This window comes from Aquimarina litoralis (assembly GCF_019295435.1).
In the GTDB taxonomy this organism is placed as follows: Bacteria; Bacteroidota; Bacteroidia; order Flavobacteriales; family Flavobacteriaceae; genus Aquimarina; species Aquimarina litoralis_A.
This window is the reverse complement of sequence record NZ_WEKL01000115.1, coordinates 1-18,786: the sequence shown is the minus strand read 5'-3', so window position 1 is coordinate 18,786 and position 18,786 is coordinate 1. Positions and strand designations below refer to the sequence as shown.

At 31.7% G+C, this 18,786-nt stretch carries 15 protein-coding genes; 5 read left to right on the top strand and 10 right to left on the bottom strand.

Annotated features, from left to right (window positions below):
* The 4 genes from GBO31_RS26935 to GBO31_RS26920 form a co-directional block, all read right to left on the bottom strand.
* On the bottom strand, nt 1-533 hold a 533-nt coding region (locus GBO31_RS26935; protein WP_219011745.1), incomplete at its 3' end, for a hypothetical protein.
* 488 nt (nt 534-1,021) lie between these two features.
* Nucleotides 1,022-2,728 (bottom strand): gamma-glutamyltransferase, encoded by a 1,707-nt coding sequence (gene ggt / locus GBO31_RS26930; RefSeq protein WP_219011744.1) that lies wholly within the window; start codon nt 2,726-2,728, stop codon nt 1,022-1,024.
* A gap of 19 nt (nt 2,729-2,747) precedes the next feature.
* Entirely contained in the window at nt 2,748-3,140 is a 393-nt protein-coding gene (locus GBO31_RS26925) for a toxin-antitoxin system YwqK family antitoxin (RefSeq protein WP_219011743.1), read from the bottom strand.
* The gene (locus tag GBO31_RS26920) at nt 3,137-3,721 is read right to left on the bottom strand and encodes an ACP phosphodiesterase (RefSeq protein ID WP_219011742.1); all 585 of its coding nucleotides are present in this window, start codon (nt 3,719-3,721) and stop codon (nt 3,137-3,139) included. The genes GBO31_RS26925 and GBO31_RS26920 overlap by 4 nt, the downstream gene beginning before the upstream one ends.
* Nucleotides 3,722-3,845: 124 nt before the next feature.
* On the opposite strand from GBO31_RS26920, the gene glmM reads away from it, so the two are divergent.
* Nucleotides 3,846-5,234 carry a phosphoglucosamine mutase gene (glmM, locus tag GBO31_RS26915; protein ID WP_219011741.1) on the top strand — a complete coding sequence of 463 codons (1,389 nt, stop codon included), beginning with the start codon at nt 3,846-3,848 and terminating at the stop codon, nt 5,232-5,234.
* Between the two features lie 59 nt (nt 5,235-5,293).
* Here the strand turns inward: glmM and GBO31_RS26910 are convergent, their stop codons facing one another.
* Both GBO31_RS26910 and GBO31_RS26905 read right to left on the bottom strand, forming a co-directional pair.
* Nucleotides 5,294-6,193, bottom strand: coding sequence for a lysophospholipid acyltransferase family protein (locus tag GBO31_RS26910; RefSeq protein ID WP_219011740.1), 900 nt, complete (start codon nt 6,191-6,193; stop codon nt 5,294-5,296).
* An 82-nt stretch (nt 6,194-6,275) separates the two neighbouring features.
* The gene (locus GBO31_RS26905) at nt 6,276-7,181 is read right to left on the bottom strand and encodes a lysophospholipid acyltransferase family protein (RefSeq protein WP_219011739.1); all 906 of its coding nucleotides are present in this window, start codon (nt 7,179-7,181) and stop codon (nt 6,276-6,278) included.
* A gap of 137 nt (nt 7,182-7,318) precedes the next feature.
* On the opposite strand from GBO31_RS26905, the gene GBO31_RS26900 reads away from it, so the two are divergent.
* Entirely contained in the window at nt 7,319-7,969 is a 651-nt protein-coding gene (locus GBO31_RS26900; protein WP_219011738.1) for a rhomboid family intramembrane serine protease, read from the top strand.
* A gap of 53 nt (nt 7,970-8,022) precedes the next feature.
* Here GBO31_RS26900 and GBO31_RS26895 read toward each other — a convergent pair whose 3' ends face one another.
* The gene (locus GBO31_RS26895) at nt 8,023-9,144 is read right to left on the bottom strand and encodes a TlpA disulfide reductase family protein (RefSeq protein ID WP_246616008.1); all 1,122 of its coding nucleotides are present in this window, start codon (nt 9,142-9,144) and stop codon (nt 8,023-8,025) included.
* Between the two features lie 350 nt (nt 9,145-9,494).
* On the opposite strand from GBO31_RS26895, the gene GBO31_RS26890 reads away from it, so the two are divergent.
* Entirely contained in the window at nt 9,495-11,861 is a 2,367-nt protein-coding gene (locus tag GBO31_RS26890) for a GAF domain-containing protein (protein ID WP_219011737.1), read from the top strand.
* Nucleotides 11,862-11,888: 27 nt separating this feature from the next.
* Here GBO31_RS26890 and GBO31_RS26885 read toward each other — a convergent pair whose 3' ends face one another.
* On the bottom strand, nt 11,889-13,064 hold the full coding sequence (locus GBO31_RS26885) for a Pycsar system effector family protein (RefSeq protein ID WP_219011736.1): 1,176 nt from the start codon (nt 13,062-13,064) through the stop codon (nt 11,889-11,891).
* 40 nt (nt 13,065-13,104) lie between these two features.
* Here GBO31_RS26885 and GBO31_RS26880 point away from each other — a divergent pair, with 40 nt between their 5' ends.
* The gene (locus GBO31_RS26880; RefSeq protein ID WP_429725830.1) at nt 13,105-16,821 is read left to right on the top strand and encodes a metallophosphoesterase; all 3,717 of its coding nucleotides are present in this window, start codon (nt 13,105-13,107) and stop codon (nt 16,819-16,821) included.
* A 58-nt stretch (nt 16,822-16,879) separates the two neighbouring features.
* Here the strand turns inward: GBO31_RS26880 and GBO31_RS26875 are convergent, their stop codons facing one another.
* Nucleotides 16,880-17,344 (bottom strand): hypothetical protein, encoded by a 465-nt coding sequence (locus GBO31_RS26875; RefSeq protein WP_219011734.1) that lies wholly within the window; start codon nt 17,342-17,344, stop codon nt 16,880-16,882.
* 367 nt (nt 17,345-17,711) lie between these two features.
* Entirely contained in the window at nt 17,712-17,996 is a 285-nt protein-coding gene (locus GBO31_RS26870) for a hypothetical protein (RefSeq protein WP_219011733.1), read from the bottom strand.
* 302 nt (nt 17,997-18,298) lie between these two features.
* Between GBO31_RS26870 and GBO31_RS26865 the strand changes: the two genes are divergently transcribed.
* On the top strand, nt 18,299-18,786 hold a 488-nt coding region (locus tag GBO31_RS26865; protein WP_219011732.1), incomplete at its 3' end, for a GNAT family N-acetyltransferase.

Sequence of the window (18,786 nt, the reverse complement as noted above, 5' to 3'; positions counted from 1 at the left end):
ACATCCATAGAAGCTGTATACGTATAATTTAGTGTTATAGATTCTCCTTGAACTACGGTCACAGGATTAGCAGAATCATAACTAATACTATAAGGAGGTGTTGTTACTGTTATTAATGGGTATACTCCACCGGCATCCCAAGTCACATCATCCATAGCATCTGAATTAGCAGCAGATGATAGCTTACCAAAAATTCTGTATTCCGTACCGGAAAGTGAAGAACTTAAAGGGAAATCTGCTGGTATATTTAGTGTTATGGTTTCAGACATATCAGTTCCAGCCGGAAGATTTGGAAACTCAGCTACTGCTGTTCCCACAGCAGTCATTCCTCCAAAAATACCTTGATTATCGGTTTCAAAAATTTGAAATTGAGCTGCTACTGGCATAGAAGCCGTGTATGTATAGTTTAAAGTGATAGATTGTCCAGCAACTACCGTAACTGGATCCGCTGAATCATAAGTGATAGCATATTGAGCGGTTACACAACTAAGACCTCCTACAAGAAAAAATAATAATAATAGAGATTTTTTCATAATGTTAAGTTTGATTATTAATTAGACTTTTATTTGAAAGAAAGAGTTAATGAGAAAAGTAAAATGATTTGTCCTTCGGACTAGAATAACTTATAGCATTGTTAGGCTAATAACAAATTTGGTGGCATGAGAACGTACCTTATTTATAAAGCGTATAGAGGTTTCTCTTGAAATCCGATTTTATAAGTTAATTTGTATCTTTTTGAAAGTAGAGGTTTTGTCATAATTATATTTTTCATGTTATTTTCTAAAAAAATGTATAAGAATACTGTTAAAAAATAATGATACTCATTATCCTTTCACTAAGGTATTGTTAGCATTAAATCTCTACTATAAAATATGTTGCAATTGCTGGTAATTATGTTGCAAATGTCCTTAATTCATACATTTACAGGTGATTGTGATAAGATTGTGATTTGAATTTATGCATAGGTATACTATCAAAAAAATACTTTTTTGCTAGTCTTTTTCCTTAAATCTGATGCAATCTAAAATCCTACTGCAGTATCATCACCACGTTTGTCTGCTCCACCTTCTAAGTTTCCATTTGGTAATACTAAAATTCCATCTACTTTGCCAATTACTCGACTTTCTTCCTCGTTAGTTGTATATCCTTTGGCTTGTAAACTATCGATTACTTTTTTGTCAAATGAATTGGGTTCAAAGACCACAACATCTGGAAGCCACTGATGATGAAAACGCGGTGCATTTACCGCATCTTGCATGGTCATACCGTGTTCTTTTACGTTAAGTATGGTTTGTAACACAGAAGTAATGATTGTGGATCCTCCTGGAGTTCCCACAGACATCCATAATTTACCATCCTTTTCTACCAGAGTAGGAGTCATAGAACTTAACATTCTTTTTTCGGGAGCAATGGCATTGGCTTCTGCTCCTAGTAATCCAAACATATTCGGAGTTCCTGGTTTAGCACTAAAATCATCCATTTCATTGTTTAAAAAGAACCCTAATTCAGGAACATATAGTTTAGAACCATATGCGCCATTTAGTGTGGTGGTCACAGATATAGCATTGCCAAATTGATCTACAATAGAGTAATGAGTGGTCTCACTACTTTCATATCCAGGAATACTTCCATAGCTAAGATCTGTAGATAAGGTAGCTTTATTTGGATTAAAGGTATTCATTCTATCGGTTATATAAGAATCACTGATTAATGTATCCACAGGAATTTTTACAAAATCAGGATCTCCTAAGTAAAAACTTCGATCTGCGTATGCCCGTCTTTCTGCTTCAGTAATCACTTGAATTGATTTAAGAGTATTATGGCCGTAGCTTTTCAGATCATAAGGTTCAATCATTTTCATGATTTGAGCTAGACATATTCCACCACTAGAAGGAGGCGACATGGAAATAACATTTAAATCTTTATAGCTAAATTGAATAGGTTTACGCCATTTTGCTTCATACTTGCTAAGGTCTTCCATCGTAATGATACCTCCCTTTGATTGCAAATAATCTACCAATTTTTGACCTGTTTTACCTTTGTAAAATTCATCTCTCCCATTTTTTATGATATTTCGAAGGGTTTGGGCGAGCTCAGTATTTTTTAGAGTATCAAGAGCCTTAATATTTTTTGCATACAGAATTGTATCATTATTAGTCTCTATAAATAGTTCTTTATAATGTTGTAATCTTTTTGCTTGCTTTTCTGTAATAACATATCCGTTTTCTGCTAAATCGGCTATGGGAGTAAGAAGTTCTCCAATAGGTAAGGTTCCAAACTTTTTATGTACTTCAAATATGCCAGCGATTGTACCAGGCACGCCAACTGCCATAGCACCTAATTGACTTTTTTCTGGAATAGGGTCTCCGTTTTCATCCAGATACATATCTTTATGTGATGCCAATGGTGCTTTTTCTCTATAATCAATGGCTCCAATTTCTCCATCTGCTTTCCGATATACCATAAAACCACCACCACCAAGATTTCCCGCATAAGGGTAAGCAACAGCTAATGCCATTTCAGTAGCCACCATAGCGTCAAAAACATTACCTCCTTTTTGAAGAATATCTTTACCAATTTTAGATGCTTCTTCTCGAGCAGAAACAACCATTGCATTTTTTTCTACAACTCCAAGAACAGGTTTTTTTTCTTCCTGAACAGGAATTTGTTCTTGATTTGTTTTGCATGATATAGTGAAAATAAATAGCAATAAATAAAGAGCTCGCATGGTATTCAATAAATTTTAATTAGTAGTTAGTTTCTTTGATGAGATTATTTTTTTGATCGTAGAATTTCCAATATCCAGAAGGCTTACAATTATCGATATGTCCTTCAGACTTCACATTTCCATTTTTGTAATATTCTTTCCAGTATCCTTGTTTTACATTGTATTGGTAATGTCCTTCTGCTTTGATTTTCCCATTTCTATAGAAAAACTTCCAAAACCCATTTTTCTTACCATCAACATAATGCCCAATACTTTCTAGATTTATAGAATTTGGGAAATAATTTTTAGTATATCCATTCTTAGTAGATGCTACTATTTGATCATCGCAGATTTTATAAGGAGTAGAAGTATTGCTTGTTTTATTACAAGAAATCAATGATACAGCAAACCATACTATCCAAATTGTTTTCATAAGGTTCGCATTTCATTTTTTGTAAATAACTCTAACTCCTCAAAAAACGCTCTGAATTCTTTCTCGAATTCACTGTAATATTTTTCTAATTCAATCACAGCAAAGTTCATCTTAGATCTATTTTTAGTTCTATGATTCATTTGATAGAGAATTCTTCCAATACCAGGAATAGTGGCATAACTTACTAACCAATTATCACGAAACATATAGGGTAAAAAATCTTGTACTCGTTTTGGGAGAACTTCGTAATACTCTTCTAATAACTTGTAAAAGTCAGCAACATATTCTTCTAAAGGTATGTTAGAGAATTCATTCCAGTAGGCTGCAAGAAAATGATCGTATAAGATATCGACAATCACACTGCTGTAATGCCCATATTTTGGAAATAGTCTTAAAATGCTTTCTCTTACAATTGGATGACTGTCAGTATAGCTGTCAATTTTGCGATGTAGTGTTATTCCTTTTCGGATCTGATCAGGAAATTGAGAAAACTTTTTCCCTTTAACTGAATCTGCAATAAAATTACCTATTTTAAGTTCATCATCATCTCCAGAAAGATAAATATGGGCTAAAAAATTCATTAGGTCAATTTACAATTTTTTAGATTGTAGTTGTTGTTTTTATGTAAACTTTAATTTTATAGTTGTGGTAATCGCCTTAAGCGCTTACATTTGCCAAAAACAAAAAAAATAATCGATCAATACTATGACACTAATCAAATCAATTTCGGGTATTCGTGGAACTATCGGAGGAAAAGTAGGAGAGAATTTAACTCCTGTAGATGCTGTAAAATTTGCATCAGCTTATGGAAGCTGGTTAAAAAGTGCCACGAATAAAGAACACCCAACTGTGGTAGTAGGGAGAGATGCTCGTATTTCTGGGGCAATGATTCAGCAACTAGTTATGAATAGTTTAGTTGGATTAGGAATACATGTAATCGATTTGGGATTATCTACAACACCTACGGTAGAAGTAGCAGTTCCTTTAGAAAATGCTGATGGAGGAATCATTCTTACCGCTAGTCATAATCCTAAGCAATGGAATGCTTTAAAATTGTTAGATAATAAAGGTGAATTTTTAAACGCTGAGAATGGAAAGAAAATTCTAGAAATAGCAGAAAATGATGAGTATGATTTTGCAGAAGTTGATGAACTAGGTACAATTACTACTAATGATACTTATATCGACAAGCATATTGATGAGGTTCTGAAACTTTCCTTAGTAGATCCAAAAATTGTAAAGCAAGCAGGTTTTAAAGTAGTTGTGGATGCGGTTAATTCTACTGGAGGTATTGCTATCCCTAAATTATTAAAGAAGATGGGAGTAGAGGTCGTTGAGTTATATTGTGAGCCAAATGGACATTTTCCACATAATCCAGAACCCTTAAAAGAGCATCTTACCGATTTATCTGAGTTAGTGGTAAAAGAAAAGGCACATTTTGGACTTACAGTAGATCCAGATGTAGATCGTTTAGCGTTTATGAGTGAGGATGGAGAGATGTTTGGAGAAGAATATACCTTAGTGGCCTGTGCAGATTATGTGCTTGGTAAAACTCCTGGAAATACAGTGTCTAATTTATCTTCTAGTAGAGCATTAAGAGATGTTACCGAAAAGCACAATGGCACCTATGAAGCTAGTGCTGTAGGAGAAGTAAATGTGGTGACTAAAATGAAAGCAAATAATGCGGTTATTGGAGGAGAAGGAAATGGAGGAATCATTTATCCTGAATTACATTATGGAAGAGATTCACTAGTAGGCGTCGCTTTATTTTTGACACATTTAGCAGAAAAAAAATGCAGTGTTAGTGAATTACGTAATAGCTACCCGTCTTATTTTATGAGTAAGAATAAAGTACAACTTACTCCAGAATTGAATGTGGATGAAATTCTTAAAGGATTTCATGAAAAGCATAAAACGGAAGAAGTAAGTACTGTAGATGGAGTAAAAGTTGATTTTAGTGAATCTTGGGTGCATCTTAGAAAAAGTAATACAGAACCTATTATTCGAATTTATACAGAAGCTTTGAGTCAGGAAAAAGCGGATAAACTGGCAAACGATACTATCGATACCCTAAAAGAAATAGCTGGGATCTAAATTATTGAATCAATCATTTATGCTTCTATGATGGTATCTTCATCAGAGAAGCATAATGATTAATCTATGGTTGCCTCTTTTGGAATTTCTGCGTTGCGATGTTTCCATCTCTTATGTGTCCAAAGGTAATATTCTGGTGCTTTTCTAATCTGCTCTTCTACCATACGCAGATATGTTTTTACAATATAGAAGTCCTCACAATTTTTGGCATTTTCTGTGATTGGAATAAACTTCGCTTGATAATAACCTCGTTTTATTTTTTCAACATGAAGATAAGCAACAGACATATCAAGTCTTTTGGCTAAAACAGCACCACCAACATGAGTAGGAACTTTGATTCCCATAAAATCGGTCCAATAACTAGCTTTGGCAAGACTTGGCGATTGATCCGATAAAAAGGCATAAGAACAAAGTTTACCATTTACTTTATCTCTTGTAATTTCTTTCATGGCATTGTAGCTGGATATTAGTCTAGCGTCATAACGTTGCCGTATTCTGTGAACCAATCTATCAAAGTATTTGTTTTTAATTTGCTTATACACACCAACGGTTGGAAAATCAATTAATAATTGTGTAACTGTAGCCCATTCATAACTGGCATAATGCGCCATTAAAACTACAATACTTTTATTTTTGGATTCTAGGTTTTTGAGTGTTTCTATATCAATGATTTTAAAACGCTCTAGTAGATCTTTATCACTTATTGAAATAGATTTAACCATTTCTAAAAACATATCACACATATGCTTGTAGAAAGCCTTTCTAATCCGTTTAATTTCTTGATCAGATTTCTCTGGGAAAACAAGTACAAGGTTTTCCGTTACTGCTTTTTTCCGATACCCAATAATTCGATAAATGAGAATGTATACGCATGTAGAAAAAGCATAAAACAAACGCCAGGGGAGTTTAGATATAATCCATAAAAAAGGATATACCAAAAGATATACGAATAACTGCATTATGTTTAATTAAGCTTACAAATATAAAGCTATTTGGCAGCCAAAAATCTTAGAATAATCTTAAAATAAACAAATGTTAAAGTTAGCTTACCACCGCATTTTTTATGGGTTCTGCATTACGATGTTTCCATCGCTTATGAGTCCAAAGATAGTTCTCGGGTTTTTGCCTAATTTGAGCCTCTAATAATCGTATGAATTTTTTAGTAATAGCATACTCCTCTTCGTTTTTTGGGTCCTCAGAAATTGGAACTAGTGTTGCTTCATAATATCCTCTTTTCACCTTTTCAACATGAAGATAAAAGATACTAAGATCTAATCTTCTTGATAGAACTTCTCCTCCTACAAAAGCAGGTACTTTTATTCCCATAAAATCTGTCCAGAATGTGGCGTGAGTAAGTTTAGGAGATTGATCAGAAATTAAACCATATAAACTTAACTCAGGATTCTCTTTTCTTTGGTCCAATGTCATTTGTCTAAAAACCTTCGCACTTGGAATCAAGCGGGCATCAAACCTTCCTCTAATTCTATGAACTAACCGATCAAAATATTTATTTTTAATGGGTTTATATATTCCTACGCATCTAAATTTACTTATCAAGTCGATAGAATTAGTCCATTCATAACTATTGTAATGCCCCATCATCGTAATAATGCTTCTGTTTTTATTTTCTAAGGTTACTATAGCATCTAAATTAGTAATATGGAAACGTTCTACTATTTCCTTTTCACTTATAGATAAAGAACGAATCATTTCTAAAAACATATCACACATATGTTTATAAGAAGCTTTTCTGATCCTATTAATTTCATTCTTATCTTTTTCTGGAAAAGCTAGTTGTAAATTTTCAGTCACGGTTTTTCGTCTATACCCAATGATATAGTATACTAAAACGTATATACATGTAGAAAAGAAATAAAATATACGCCATGGTAATTTAGATATTACCCATAGTATTGGATAAACCAGACAATAAATTGCTAATTGCATAGAATTTTTTTTAAGGTGCTAAAGGTAATCTATTTTAACTAAACGTTAAGAAACTTTAAAAACGATTTTATTATTGCTAAAAGGTCTTAGTTTTTAGCTGTAAATAAGTACTATATTTGATCCACAAAAAATTGTATATGCTGAATATTGATATAGTTTTAATTGTTATTATCGCTGTTAATGTAATTGTATCTTTAAAAGGACTAAAGGACTTTTCATTTTTAGAACGTTATAAATTTAATATTGGAGGCATACGAAGAGGAGAACAGATTCGTATGTTAACTTCAGGGTTTTTGCATGTAGATGAGATGCATTTGTTTTTCAATATGTTGACGTTGTATTTTTTTGCGCCTGTAGTGATTAATTCTGCTGGTAATGTAAAGTTCCTGGTGATTTATTTCTGTAGTTTGATAGTGGGAAATCTTTTTTCACTTCTTTTTCATAAAGATGAATATCATTATAGTGCAGTAGGAGCTAGTGGTGCGGTTTCTGGAATTATATTTTCCGGAATATTATTTCAACCTGGCATGGATTTATATCTAATGTTTATACCTATTCCCATTCCAGCCTATGTTTTTGGTGTTGGATATCTTTTGTATTCAATTTATGGAATGAAAAGTAGAATAGGTAATATAGGACATGATGCACATTTTGGAGGAGCGGTTGGTGGATATGTAGTGACACTAATTATGGCACCTTATTTATTTAAAGAGAACCCACTTATGATCGGATTGTTGGCAATTCCGATTATTATATTATTCGTAATGCAACGTTTAGGAAAATTATAAAACAAAAAAACGACTTAAAAAGTCGTTTTTTTATACTATTTAGATTTTTAAAATTACAATGAACTTTCTCCCAGTAATTCAGAGATTTTAGTCTCTAAAGCAGGACCTCTTAAGTTTTTAGCAATTACATTTCCTTTTTCATCAATAATGAAAGTAGCAGGTATTGAACGTACTCCGTAAGCTTTTGCTATTGGATCTTGCCAAAATTTTAAGTGCGAAACATGATTCCATTCTAAGTTGTCCTGATCAATTGCAGTTGTCCAATGATCCTTTTTTCTATCTAAAGAAACTCCAATTATATTAAGTCCTTTGTCGTGATATTTATTATATACTCGTACTACATTAGGATTCTCAGCTCTACAAGGTTTACACCAAGAAGCCCAAAAGTCAATAATGGTTATTTTACCCATTGATTCTTTTAGCGAAAGCATTTTGCCTTCAGGATTAGGAGCAGAAAAATCTTCAGCTTCACTTCCAATATCGATCTTACCAATAGAAACAGTGATTAGACGATCCAGATTTTTACCCAATCGAGATGTTTTAAGAGTATCTTCAATAGAAGCATAGATTTTTTTCACTTGTTTTGCTGGTGCTGCTTTTAGATTAAGAAGATCAGTAAGAGCCATTACCGCAACTAGAGAATTTGGATTCTTTTCAGCAGTTTCCTGTCGATATCGGTTTTCGTCAACTCGTATTTGCTCAATTTGTTTTGATAATCTTATAGCTTTTTCTGTTTCCTTTAGTTTTGAAGCTATTTGATATTGATTACTTAATTCTTGTCTTTGTTTACCGTAATCGGTCATTTTTTTAAGATAACTAAAGAATAACTGATTTTCAGGACCTCCTTTAATTACCGATGATCGTAAACTATCTTTATAGATAGTCATTTTTATCGGATTGTTTTCTGCTAAATACAGTACGTTATTTGGAATTCCTTTAAAAGTTAAATAATTAAAGTCATTGTCTTCTACTACTGGCAAAGCAATTTTAAACTTACCATTTTGGATTGTTGTAGAATCGATTATTGAAGGACGATTGGATCGATTTATTGCGTTCACATATACTGTTACTCCATCATCAAATCCCTCAGTTTCTGCAGTGATTGAATATCCTACTTCCTCTTTTTGACAAGCTACAGATAACGCCAAAAGTCCTAGCAATACTAATTTTTTCATTCTAATTTATTTTTAGATTCGTAAAAATATATAATATGACCTTTATACCCCAAAAATTAACTTTTAAATATCAGTAAATGTTAATTTTTATCGATAGCTTCTTGAAAAATGGAAATAAAGTTTAACGAAGTGTAACAAAAAGTGTCTTTTTGAAGTCTAATGAGAATAGATCACTAGGGGTATAATTGATAAAATGAAGATTTTTTTGGCTTTATGTCCAAATGCAAATGGTATTATTCGTCTTTAGCTATAGAAGAACTTTTTTACTATTGATTTAATTTATTGTTAATACTATGATCAAGTGAACTAGTTTTGTATTATTTTTGTTAAACCACCGTAAATAAGCTGTTATGAAAGTACTAGAGCACGAATTCCCTTTGGATATTAGGATAAGCTTCTCTTTGTTCTTTGATCAGTATAGAGAATTTTTGAAAAGTGATAACGCATTACTTCGTGATCGAGCGAAAAGTGTTTTAAAAATCGCTGAAGAATATCCTGAGTTAGAAGATGGAATTACATCAGAAGAGAGAGTTCAGGAATTATTACCTCAAATAGAGATTGTTCTCGAAGATTCCTTTGCTCAAATCTTACAGAAAAACGAAATTAAAATAGCTACAATTCCGTTTCATAATACTGTTTTAAAATCTACCGAACGTTACAAAAATATTGTGAATGCTGCTGGTTACGATTTTGAACCACAAATCAAAAATTTGAGTGAAGATCATTACTTCATCATGGGATGTAGCATTATATTAGGTCAATATTACGGTTATAAGATTGATTTTCGAAGACCATTTTTTTATGATATTCCTGACGCTTCTGGTATAATGCGTCATTATAGAATCCTTTATAATGGAGATTTTATTCAAATTGAAAAAACGGACAAAGCCATTGAAATAACTGAAGAAGATGTTGCTGTTTTAATAGATAATTTTGACAATGTAGATATCTGGAAAGAAAAATTTCCTCCAAATAGTTGGGTTTTTAAAGGTATAGTTATCGCAAATTTATTTGACGCTACTGCCGATGTTTCTTTATCAGAATTCAAAACTAGCCTGTTGAAATATGATAAAACTCAAGGAGATTTTATTGGTACTTTCGAGAATATATTTAGAGGGATCTTTAATCTTCCCGAAATCAAAGTAGGTTTTTCTAATTATAATGAAGAAGAGCGTGTACTTGAACGAGTTCCATTTAAAACGATAGGAAGCTACGTTTTGCATGATAAATTTTCTGATTGTTGTGAAACTTCACTATGTAAAGGAACGTATCATAGTTTATTTGAAAAATCAGAAGCGTTCGCGATTTCTAATGTTCAAAAAACACATGAAGCATACCCTGATGAATTGATGTATGCTAATCTTGCTAAACAAAATATAAAAAGTGCAATTATTGCACCTATCGAGGATAATGGTAAATTATTAGGAGTATTGGAAATTGTATCTCCTAATAGTAGAGAATTGAATAGTATTAACGCTAATAAACTTCAGGATATCATGCCTTATTTAGTGGATTCTGTACTAAGATCCAAGGCTAAAGCTGAAGATGAATTAGAGTTAGTAATACAACAAGAATGTACTTCCATTCATCCAAGTGTATACTGGAAGTTTAGACAAGAAGCAAAACGTTTTATCCTAGCGAGAGTAGAGGAGAACCCTACCTCATTTAGAGAGGTTGTTTTTGATAATGTCTACCCTTTATTTGGACAAATTGATATCAAAGGCTCATCAGAAGCACGAAATGGATCCGTGCAAAAAGATTTAGTATTACAATTGAAAGCAATTTCTAAAGTAATTAATAAGGTTATTGAAATAGATTCTCTTCCTATTTATGATCAGATAAAGTTTAGAATCAATAATTATATTAATTCTGTTTCGAATCAATTACAAGTAGATACAGAACAGAAAATTCTCAATTTTATAAAGAATGAGATAAAACCTTTATTTAAGCATTTAAAAGGTACAAATGTAGAACTTGAAGGTTTGATTAATCAGTATAATAATTCACTTGATAAGAATACAAAAATGCTTTATAAGCATAGAAAAGCTTATGATGAATCTGTAATGTTGATCAATAAGAAAATGGCTGCATTACTGGATCAGAAACAAGTGGAAGCACAAAAAATGTATCCGCACTATTTTGAAAGATTTAAAACAGATGGTGTAGAACATAATATGTATATCGGAGAATCGATTACTAAACAGGATAGCTTTAATAAGATTTACCTTTACAATTTGAGACTATGGCAGTTGCAGGTAATGTGTGAAATGGAAAATGAGTATTACCAATTAAAACAAGATCTGCCTGTTCCTTTAGACGTAGCTTCCATGGTATTAGTGTTTAATGCCTCTTTATCTGTTAGGTTTAGAATGGATGAAAAACGATTTGATGTAGATGGTACTTATAATGCACGTTATGAAGTAGTGAAAAAACGAGTAGACAAGGCATATATTAAGGGAACCAATCAACGAATTACGGAGAAGGGTAAATTAGTAGTAGTGTATTCTCAAAGAAGTGATGAACAAGAATATATAAAGTATATTAACTTCCTTCAGTCTAAAAATTATTTAGAAGATGATATCGAGATTGTTGAACTAGACGATCTACAAGGAGTAACAGGTTTAAAAGCTTTACGTGTAAATATTCTTTACAATAAAAGTAAAGAGGATAAAGAATATTATACCTATGAAGACTTAATGAAGGAGATCAATAAATAATACTTACTTTTTCTTCTTCATTATTTATTATTGTAAGGTGTTAAATGCTATTACAAAAGAAATCGAAGAAGTAATAAACCCTATCATGAATACTGTATAGGTTATTCTTAATATCTTGTATTTTTTATGAAGAACTTTTCCTAAGAAATATAAATCTTTGATCATTGTATCATAAATATATTCCTTATCATCCATTAACTCATGCATAGCCCATTTGTACTCATCTAATGGCATTTTATGAAAATTACCAAAGAATAAAAGATTTACTTTTTTCTCTTCAATTTCTTTTCGAGTAAACTCGCCACCAGTAACATTTGGTCGCGTGGCAAGTACTGATAATAGCATTGAAATGATACTGAATACTATAAATATAAGTGTAGGATAAATTAGATATTGATTAGATGGATTATCAAGTTTTGGGATAAGATTTGATAACGCTAGGGATATAATAATTGCATTTACAGATAAAAGGATATTGGCTTTGGTATCTGCAATATCACTTAATTTTAAATGATTTCTTAAAGTAACTCTAAACAGTGTTTGAATCCCTTTTTCTGGGCTTTCTTCTTTAACAAGTTTTTTTAGCTTTTCTTTTTTCTTCTTTTTCTTTAATACAGCTTGTTCATTCATTATTTCGAGAAGATGTGCTTCTTTTTTTGGTTGCCAATTTTTAATGGCGTATTCGGTATAGTATTCGTGTTTGTTTTTTAGAAAGTCGATATTAATTTTTAACCAATCACTAGTACTATATTTTTCTTTATGGTGGTGTTCGAACTCTTGTCTTAAGAAATCACTTGTTTCTTGAAAATATCCTTTGGCTAAATGAGAAGCATCTGCATCTCTAATAATTTCTTCCAGCAAATTTGTTGGCTGGTAATCCATTTTAGTAGCCATGATTAATTCAGAGACCTTATCAATTATTTCTTGAGATACGTTTTGATCTTTTAAAAATTCACTAGAAATACGAACACTGTGTTCTTCATGATTATCAAGGCTTTCCGAATAACCAGTGTCATGTAATAACGCGGTTAATAATAATATGTACGTATCTTCTTCCGAAATACTAGTATTGTCAATTATTTCTTTTGTACTTTTAAATACTCTTTTGGTATGAGTATAATTGTGATAGATACAAGTTTCAGGAAGTTTTTTTGTAAAAAGTTCAGAAACAAAATTATCAGTTTTTTCAACTAATGTGTCCATATTATAATTTTTCAATAACCAAAATAATTAAAAAAAATGAATGTACTCCACTATGAATAAAAATATACAAACGTTCTTAATCATTGGCTTATTATTATTAAACTCTTGCGCAACGTATTCTCCTCAATATTTAGACGAAAATTTTCCCGAAAAATTACCTGAAAAAGAAATAGAAAAAACATTCTATTTAGTTGGTGATGCTGGAAATGCTGAATTAGGTAAAAGTACGCTTGGACTAGAGGCTCTCAAGAAAATTATAGAAAAAGAAAATACCAAAGATGATTATCTCATTTATTTAGGTGATAATATCTATCAGAAAGGAATGCCCGAGAAAGATGATCCCGAAAGAAAGTTGTCTGAACATCGAATAGATGCCCAAATTGACGCAGTAAAATCTTTTGATGGTGAAGTTGTATTTATTCCTGGTAATCATGATTGGTATAATGATGGTGTTAAGGGATTGAGAAGACAGGAAAAATATATAAGAAAAAAGATAGATCGTAAAAAAGCATTTTTACCTTCGAAAGGTTGCCCAATAGAAAGTATAGAAATAAGCAATACAATACAGTTAATTATTTTAGATACGCAATGGTATCTTTCTGATTGGAATAAAAACCCCACAATTAATGATAATTGCGAAATAAAAACAAGGGATAAGTTTTTAAGCGAAATTCAAGGTGAACTAAAAAAACATAATGGGAAAACAGTTTTGGTAGCAATGCATCATCCAATGTTTACCAACGGACCGCATGGAGGAAAATATAATTTTAAAAGTCATATTTTTCCTTCTAAAAAGAAAATACCACTACCAGTTTTAGGGTCTCTAGTAACGCAGATAAGATCACAAGGAGGGATATCTCCTCAAGACAGATATAATCAGAGTTATAACAAATTGATGAGACGTATATCTACAATGGCTAAAGATAATGAGCGAATAATTTTTGCATCTGGTCATGAACATTCTCTGCANTACATCTATAGCGAAGGGTTAAAACAAATTGTTTCAGGCTCTGCTTCTAAGAATTCTGCAGCTTCCTTAGGAAAAGATGGCACATTTTCATATCCAAAACAAGGTTTTGCAATATTAGATATATACAAAGATGGGTCTTCTAATGTAAGATTCTATGGGAACGAAAATGACGAAGCAACTTTAGTATATCAAACCAAAGTACACGAAAAACCTGAACCATATGATAGCGGTAATTTGGGAAATTCTTTTGATAGTGAAATTTCTAATGCTATTTATAATAAAGAGGAGACTTCCAAGTCCAAGTTTTTTCAATCTTTATGGGGAGACCATTACAGAAAAGTATACAGTACCGACATTAAAATTCCGATAGTAACTTTAGACACACTTTTAGGAGGTTTTAGTATCGATAGAAGAGGTGGTGGTCAGGTAACAAGATCATTACGGTTGGTAGATAGCACTGGAAAGCGATATAGTTTGAGAGCTATGAGAAAGAGTGTAACCCAATTTTTGCAAAAAGGAGTTTTTAATGATACCTATCTTGAAGATGATTTTGACGATACTTTTACAGAAGAATTATTATCAGATTTTTATACTTCGAGTTATCCTTATGCATTTTTGGTTGTTGGAGGATTAGCCGACGCAATTGGGGTATATCATGCGAATTCTAAAGTGTATTATATGCCAAAACATCCAGCTTTAGGAGCTTATAATAAAGATTTTGGTGATGAAATGTATTTTCTGGAAGAAAGACCAGGCAAAGAACATAAAGATCTGGCTTCATTTGGAAAACCTGACGATATTGAAGGCACCGATGATTTACTCAAAAACTTAAGAAAGGATGAAGAATATCAGATGGACGAAGCTCATTATATAAGGACAAGATTATTTGATATGATTTTGGGGGATTGGGACAGACATTCAGACCAATGGAGATGGTCAAGGTTTGATTCAAAAGACAAGAAAATGTATCGCCCAATACCAAAAGATAGGGATCAAGTGTTTTCAAATTATGACGGAGGTTTATTAGATGTTATAAAATTCATAGTTCCTCTCACAAGAAAGTTTCAAGTGTATGATGAAGAATTGAAAAATATTAGATGGATCAATGAATCCGGTATTCGATTGGACAGAACTTTTGCACAAAAGTCTGATAAAAAAATATGGCTAGAACAAGCTGAATATATAAACAAGAACCTTAGTGATGAGGCAATTGATAAAGCATTTAAGAACTTGCCTGCCGAACTTCAGGATGCTACTGCAGAAAGAATAAAAAGATACCTTAAAAAAAGAAGAGACGATGTTAAAGATATTGCAGGTAGATATTACGACTACCTGTCTAAACAAGTCATTATAAGAGGTACTGATAAGGATGACCGGTTTGAAATTATCAGAGGTGATCATCAAACGACGGTAAAAATCTCGAGAATAAAGGATAATGTTCCGCAGCCACCTTATTATGAGCGAACAATTTTTTCTAAGGAAACTAAAGAAATATGGATATACGGATTAGATGATGATGATGAATTTATAGTGACCGGAAAAGGAAAAAATCCTATATACACGCGTATAGTTGGAGGACAAAATAATGATGTGTATACGATAGAAAATGGACGACAAATACGTGTGTATGACCATAAATCAAAACCAAATACAGTAAAGAAAAAGGGTGGAGCAAAATTTATTTTTAGTAATAATTACAACCACAATACCTATGATTATAATAAGTATATAGATAAAACGAATACATTAACTCCATTAATAGGATTTAATCCAGATGATGGGGTAAATATTAATCTTACAGATGTTTATACTGTTAGAGGGTTTAATAACAATCCGTATCAAAGTAAGCACACGTTTAAAGCGGCATATTATTTTGCCACTGAGGGATATGACATTTCTTATGGCGGAGAATTTGTAAATGCTGTAGGCAATTGGAATTTACGAATAGGGGGTAAGTATACAAGTGAGAATTTTGCTCAGAACTTTTTTGGTTTTGGAAATAATACAGTCAACTTAGATGATGACTTAGGATTGGACTTTAATAGAGTAAAAACAGGAATCTGGGGTCTTAATCTAGGTGTTTCAAAAAAAGGATTTTACGGAAGTGAATTTACCATTACTGGATCTTATGAAGGTGTTGAAGTACAAGATTCTGCTGGAAGATTTATTACTTCAGGACTTGGTTTGGTAACTGCAGATAGTGATTTTTTTGAAAGAAAGTTTTTTGCAGGTTTAGACTTAAGTTATGCGTATAAAAGTTTTGATGTACCTGCTAACCCTACACGTGGGATGTTGTTTGAATTAAAAGCCGGATCTAAAATGAATTTAGATGATAGCGATAGAACATTTGGATATGTAAACCCAAAATTAGGATTTTATAATGCGATTACTAAAAATAGAAAATTAGTCCTTAAAACTGATGTACAAGCAGGCTTTATGATCGGAGATGGTTTTGAATTCTATCAAGCTGCTACTTTAGGAGGAATTAACAGTTTAAGAGGATTTAGAGAAGAACGTTTTACAGGAGATAAAGCTTTAGCTTTTAGTGGTGATTTAAGATATAGTTTTAATAAGTTTAAAACAGGTTTGTTACCACTACAATTAGGTGTTTTTGGAGGATATGATGTCGGTAGAGTATGGTTCGATGGAGAAGATTCAGATATTTGGCATGACTCTATTGGTGGTGGTTTTTGGATCAATGCGGTCAATGCAATCGCAGGACAATTTAATCTTTTTCATAGTGATGATGGTTTGCGATTTACCTTTGGATTAGGAGTAAGTTTTTAAAACAAAAAACCGCTTGTCATCAACAAGCGGTTTGGGCTACTATCTATCTATATCCTAATTAAAAGTCGCCCTGTACACTAGATATATTATTATAAGAGTTAGATTTAGAACTCATTAATATGGTCGGATTTTCAATTGATTTATAATAGAAGAAATTGTCTACAACAGAGTTGTCAGCCTTCTGACGAGATGATTTCATGACTATTATAGGTTTTTCTGATGAATTTGTAGAAGCAAGAATCGGATTATCGTAAGAACCTGACGCAATTACTCTGGAGCCGTTTTCAATACTAATAATTACTTCATGATTTTCTGGATTCTTTAAGGTAACGCCTTCTTCTATTGTAAGAGTAGCGTTATTAGTGATAAGAATTTCATTAGAAACAATATAAGTTGTGTTTGCTTTCAATGTTGTACTACTTATAATAGGACTTTTAATGTGTTCATAATCCTCCTGACAAAAAGAATTATAGGGTAGTAAAATAAAAATAAAGCATAATAGGGGTAGGTAATTTTTGATCATAATATATAATTTGGGGTAAATTGTAAGTTATTTCCTTTTAAATTATAAAATATTTTGTTAAAAAACGTATTTAATCGTGTTTTTTAGGTTTTTAATTTAATTTTTAGTTGTTAATAACTACGGGTTAACCGTTTTTATTTGTAGGAAAAGTACTGCTAATAAGGCTTTGTAAGAAAACAGTAATATTAACAAAATAAAATTATTGTTAATAACTTTTTATGATAACTGGTTGTTTAGATGAGGTTTATAGTGTGATAATACAGCGGATTTAAAAAGTAAGAAGCTCCCAATATAAGATGCGAAATATCAGGAGCTTCTCTTTTAGGGAACAAAATAGACGTTCCCAGAGTTGTTATATTTAAATAAATTAGAAAAAATCTAAAGTAGTTCTTGGTACAGAATTTTCATTATTCTCAGAAACTTCTAAAATGATTTTAGGTCTATCGAGTTTTGAATGGTTGGTGAATACTTTTGTATTCATTGTTTTGGAATTTGTATTTTTATTTTCCTCTGATTTAGAGTTCTTTTGAAAGACTTCTAATTTGAAATCTTTTGGGGGCACTTTACTATTTTTAGAAACATTTTGTTGAGAAAACAGTAAACTTGTTGAAAAAATAAATGTCAACATGAGATAAGCTGGGGCGGCTTTCATATTTTAAATAAGTGTTTTGGGGTTTTGATTAAATAATATGACGTTGTTTTAATACCATACTAATTTAATAATAAATATGCTGTGAATAATGTGTAAATTGTTTGAAACCAGTATTTTAGTATTATGAAATTGTTAAAAAGTAAGTTTTGTATTACATTTTAATATTTGTTAAGTCTTATTGTGATTGTTTTTATCGATAAAGAGTTAAAGTTTTGGTTTAAGTGCGTTAAATGTTAATAACTTTTAAGAAATTTATCAAAGCCTATATATTAAATAATCATTCAAAAAATTAAATCTTATAATTGAAAACGTTGCATTTTGTTACAGATAGGTTAGAACTTAAAGTTGTTGAAGGGTCAGATTTAGAAAATGTTCATCAATTACTTACGATTCCAGAGGTAGATCAATACAACGCTTTGGGAATTCCAACCAATAAAGAAGTTACTCAAGTATATCTAGATGAATGGATCGATAATTACGAGTTAAGAAAAGAGTTTGTATTTGCAATTCGATTAAAAGTTTCAAACGACTTTGTTGGATTAATCTCATTAATTATCGGGAATTCTAAATATAAAATAGGTACGCTTTGGTACAAATTAGATCCAAAGTTTTGGGGAAATGGCTACGCAACAGAAGCGGTAAAGGAAGTTTTGAAATTTAGTTTTCAAAAAATAGAACTACATAGAGTGGAAGCGGGCTGTGCTATTGCCAATATCGGTTCGGTAAAAGTGTTGGAAAAATCAGGAATGAAAAGAGAAGGACATAAACGTGAAATACTTCCTTTAAAAAC

Coding starts and splice junctions, on each gene's coding strand:
- ggt (WP_219011744.1), bottom strand. CDS start 2,728: ATGCGAGCTCTTTATTTATTGCTATTTATTTTCACTATATCATGCAAA.
- GBO31_RS26925 (WP_219011743.1), bottom strand. CDS start 3,140: ATGAAAACAATTTGGATAGTATGGTTTGCTGTATCATTGATTTCTTGT.
- GBO31_RS26920 (WP_219011742.1), bottom strand. CDS start 3,721: ATGAATTTTTTAGCCCATATTTATCTTTCTGGAGATGATGATGAACTT.
- glmM (WP_219011741.1), top strand. CDS start 3,846: ATGACACTAATCAAATCAATTTCGGGTATTCGTGGAACTATCGGAGGA.
- GBO31_RS26910 (WP_219011740.1), bottom strand. CDS start 6,193: ATGCAGTTATTCGTATATCTTTTGGTATATCCTTTTTTATGGATTATA.
- GBO31_RS26905 (WP_219011739.1), bottom strand. CDS start 7,181: ATGCAATTAGCAATTTATTGTCTGGTTTATCCAATACTATGGGTAATA.
- GBO31_RS26900 (WP_219011738.1), top strand. CDS start 7,319: ATGCTGAATATTGATATAGTTTTAATTGTTATTATCGCTGTTAATGTA.
- GBO31_RS26895 (WP_246616008.1), bottom strand. CDS start 9,144: ATGAAAAAATTAGTATTGCTAGGACTTTTGGCGTTATCTGTAGCTTGT.
- GBO31_RS26890 (WP_219011737.1), top strand. CDS start 9,495: ATGAAAGTACTAGAGCACGAATTCCCTTTGGATATTAGGATAAGCTTC.
- GBO31_RS26885 (WP_219011736.1), bottom strand. CDS start 13,064: ATGGACACATTAGTTGAAAAAACTGATAATTTTGTTTCTGAACTTTTT.
- GBO31_RS26875 (WP_219011734.1), bottom strand. CDS start 17,344: ATGATCAAAAATTACCTACCCCTATTATGCTTTATTTTTATTTTACTA.
- GBO31_RS26870 (WP_219011733.1), bottom strand. CDS start 17,996: ATGAAAGCCGCCCCAGCTTATCTCATGTTGACATTTATTTTTTCAACA.